This is a genomic window from Pseudoalteromonas rubra (assembly GCF_004212645.1).
Lineage (GTDB): Bacteria > Pseudomonadota > Gammaproteobacteria > Enterobacterales > Alteromonadaceae > Pseudoalteromonas > Pseudoalteromonas rubra_G.
This window is the reverse complement of record NZ_PPUZ01000128.1, coordinates 1-3,542: the sequence shown is the minus strand read 5'-3', so window position 1 is coordinate 3,542 and position 3,542 is coordinate 1. Positions and strand designations below refer to the sequence as shown.

Genomic DNA, 3,542 nt, shown 5'->3' with positions numbered 1-3,542 from the left:
CGGATCTATTAAACCACTACAACGTAACCAAATCCTGTAGCTTACCAACAAAGCTTAAATGCTGTTCATCAATTTCTCGAAGCTGGCTATCTACAGTGAATCTATTCACATAGATTTCATAGTTCTCACAATACCTATCATGGAACTTCTTGGTATTTGCGAGAAAAATCTCAAACGGGTTGCTTCCATCTTCCATTGAAGACATGATTTCAGCAAATGAAACCAACATGACACTTTGTCTATCTTTGGTCTGGGCATCCTCTAAATGCCAACTACCATGTAAACGCTCGTATCTCGCTTCATCACAGTCAAGTTCCAACTCTTCAATTACTTGGAGGTCAACAAATGGGGTAATCTGATATGGCTTGGTCTTACCTTCTTTGTGATGAACAAAGAACACCAAGACATTGTTATCTTGAATATGGTCAGCCATATCAGATAACAACGTCACCCACATAGTAACCTGAATGACCTTTTTCAGTAACGGGTCACGTGTATCCGATTCAGATAGTTTCCTATCAAGAATACAAAACTTAGAAGGTACGCTCTTTTTACGAATGCAAACTCGCATGAAGTTGTCTAAGGTCGAATAGAAATACTCATTGAAACCATCCTGCCAATGCTCACTACCAGCTTCAAATTCAAGGCATAACAGCCCACCTTTAGTTTTAAGGCTACAAGAGTTGTTTACCTCTTTGAGAGCTTTTTCTAAATGCTTAAAGTCTTTGCATTCAGCAATGTTCTTATCAAGCTCATAAGTATAAAGCTGTATGTCTTTGTCGTAGTCTGTTTGCTCACCATTCTTAATGAACGAGCTAAACAAATGGCTTGAGTCATACATCAAACTTAATTCCTGTTTGGTAATGCTTCCAATAACTCACGATGCTGTTCTTCATCTTGCACTTCTATATAAATGGTTCTTGTTCCGGCATTGTACCTAATGCTCTTTTCCGCATCTTCAACAGTACCCAAAGCACTTCTTTTGATGCGATAAAAATAATCCTGTCCTTTCTGACCTTCAATGTTAGTCGCTTTTTGCAATTGTCCACGAGTTACATCGAAGATTTCACTGATTTTGTAATCATTCTCATTGATGAACGCAACAAAGTCTTCAGCTGTTACCCCATCATTACCATCAGGTAAACTCGAAATTACTTTTCTAGCGATGCTGCTCACGCTGACTTGTTTACCTTTCTTGTTGGCAATTAAAAGCTCCACTTCATCTTGAAGCTTACGAATGTGACCAGTTCTTAGTTCTAAACCATTCCCAAACTGTTCAATCGCATCAAAAACACTGGATACACTTACAGTATTATCTATCATGTGCTTTGTGCCAAGAGCTTCTTGAAAAAATTGTCCTTTTGAGCGACCCGAGATAAATCGTAGGTAAGCTTGGTCTTGATGTTCTTCAATGTGGTCAGGGTAAACTGAATCAAATAATGTCAAATCATACAACACAGCTTGTCTCAGCGTATCTACATCAATAGACTTAAACCTTGTAGGTACAAGACCAGCACCAAAGTCAAACACATCTTTCTTGTCTACCATCACCACTAGCAGGCGTCCTAAGTCCTCTTCCTCACCTTCATTGCAGTAATGAATAAAGACCATATGACCGACTTTAGTGTTACCACGACCATCTTCATTCAGTGAAGATTTAAGCCTCTCCATCATGTTTCGAGTAGTATCCTCAAAAACACGATCAGTATCAGCATTGAACTTAGTCAGAATTGTTGGTATCGAATTCCTACCAGTATCCACTCTTAAAAAGCCATAAGTCTTAGTCTTACGTCTAAACTTCGTTTCTATCTCCTGAACAAAGTTAAGTGCATTCTCGTTACCTCTGTCCCAGACATCTCCAAACTCATAACCAAAACGACCATCTTGTTTATTTATCTCTGCGGCAATAGCATTAAGTACTACTAGTGGTGCTACCATATTCTTTCCTAATGGTTAAGTAACAAAAGATGCGGGAATGTTAACATGTAGCCTTTGAAAAACCAATTGTTTGCCAGTTGGTTAACTAGGTGTTGCGTTGCATTTTGCAAGGATTATGGAATTGAATAGACAGTCCGGTTGAATAGACATATATGGATGCTCTATATATGTCACTTTAAAAAATTTTAATCGGAATGCCATTTCTTATAAAATGCACTTTTCTGTTAGTCAGGTAGTTAATTCATGAGTAAAAACACAGACACCCAACCTTTTCTGTTCTTGTTACGGGTCCATAGACAAAGTTTGAATGGACAGCCACCCGAAACTGGCGTGCGGAATGTGCGCAATTGGTCTGTGAATTTACCGGTGGGTGTCACTTAAAAAATTCTGTAACACTATTACTCGCCGGTTTGGGGTAAAGTGACAAGCCGGAATTTGCCACTATGTTATCTACCTGTTTACATAAGCAATTATTAGTGGAATTATGAAGGTATGTAATATGAGCCGCTTTGGTGTGTTATGAACTATCAAAGTGGGACAGAAAAGTTGTTATACATCTGTGGAGTTACGTTGCTAAGAACGGTAATATTAGCTTTAAATTTGGGAGTAGTTGGTTGTAGTTCATATAAACCGATTGAAGGCTACCCTGAAAATGGGGCTAATGGATTTTCTGAAACAAAGTTAGGCGAAGAATCATTTCTTGTTCGAGTTGATGGTAACACTAATGAATCGTATGAGGAATTGAGATTTAAGCTGGTACGCAGATCCGGTGAACTCTGCCCTGGTTCATTTACCTTGACCAAATATACTATGAAGCGAGGATTTGTGATCCATGCGAAAAGAGTTCACTGGCCTTACGTAACTGCCAATTTAACGTGTACATCGCTTCCAAGAGATAAATCTGTATTATTTGAAAACGATGTATAACAAGCATTAAACAGGGATTAAAAACAGCGGGCTCTTCGCTTCGCTCAATTTTAGCCCACTATTTTTAACCCGTTGATCGTGCGTTAGAGTTTCTATGAACAAATTACATGGTTTGGTTATTTTTCTTGTTTTTGTTCACGCAAAGGCATATCCATGCAGTTGTGCCCCGCCTGAACCATCTAGAATTGATTCCTATGCCTCTGATGTATTTGTGGCTAAAGCTTTATCATCTCAATCGTATTTATCCTTTACCAAAAATCGAATTGTGTTTTCACTTACCAGTGTTTTAAAAGGTGAGCCGAGCAATAAAATTTTACTTTGGACCCCAAAATCTGAAGCAGCTTGTGGTAGAAGCTACGTGAAAGGTAAAGAATATTTGATTTACCTCTCACCTGGAGATAATAGTGTTGGGTTATGTAGTTCACTAAAAATGGATTCTGAATATCATAAAGCGTACATTAAAAATATATTTGCATACTACAATTCTAACAAGCCAATAAACTATGCGCCTTCGGCGCCAGACATCCTAAACGTGGTCTCGCCACAGGCTGCAGGTTATTAGTGGCGCTGGTAAATTTTGAAAGACAAATATAGACGCTCCAGCTATGTGAAGCCGAGTAGGCCTGCGAGATCGAGGAAAAAGCGCGAACAAACAGAGACATATATGGACGCTCCAG

Annotated in this window: 4 protein-coding genes; 2 read left to right on the top strand and 2 right to left on the bottom strand. The window is 38.8% G+C overall.

From position 1 onward, the window contains the following. Positions 1–16: 16 nt before the first annotated feature. Both C3B51_RS22715 and C3B51_RS22710 read right to left on the bottom strand, forming a co-directional pair. Positions 17–844, bottom strand: coding sequence for a hypothetical protein (locus C3B51_RS22715; RefSeq protein WP_130246484.1), 828 nt, complete (start codon positions 842–844; stop codon positions 17–19). 2 nt (positions 845–846) lie between these two features. Further along, entirely contained in the window at positions 847–1,938 is a 1,092-nt protein-coding gene (locus C3B51_RS22710; protein ID WP_130246483.1) for a nucleoid-associated protein, read from the bottom strand. A 519-nt stretch (positions 1,939–2,457) separates the two neighbouring features. Here C3B51_RS22710 and C3B51_RS22705 point away from each other — a divergent pair. Then, entirely contained in the window at positions 2,458–2,865 is a 408-nt protein-coding gene (locus tag C3B51_RS22705; RefSeq protein ID WP_130246482.1) for a hypothetical protein, read from the top strand. A gap of 94 nt (positions 2,866–2,959) precedes the next feature. Beyond that, positions 2,960–3,427 carry a hypothetical protein gene (locus C3B51_RS22700; RefSeq protein ID WP_130246481.1) on the top strand — a complete coding sequence of 156 codons (468 nt, stop codon included), beginning with the start codon at positions 2,960–2,962 and terminating at the stop codon, positions 3,425–3,427. Positions 3,428–3,542: the final 115 nt, after the last annotated feature.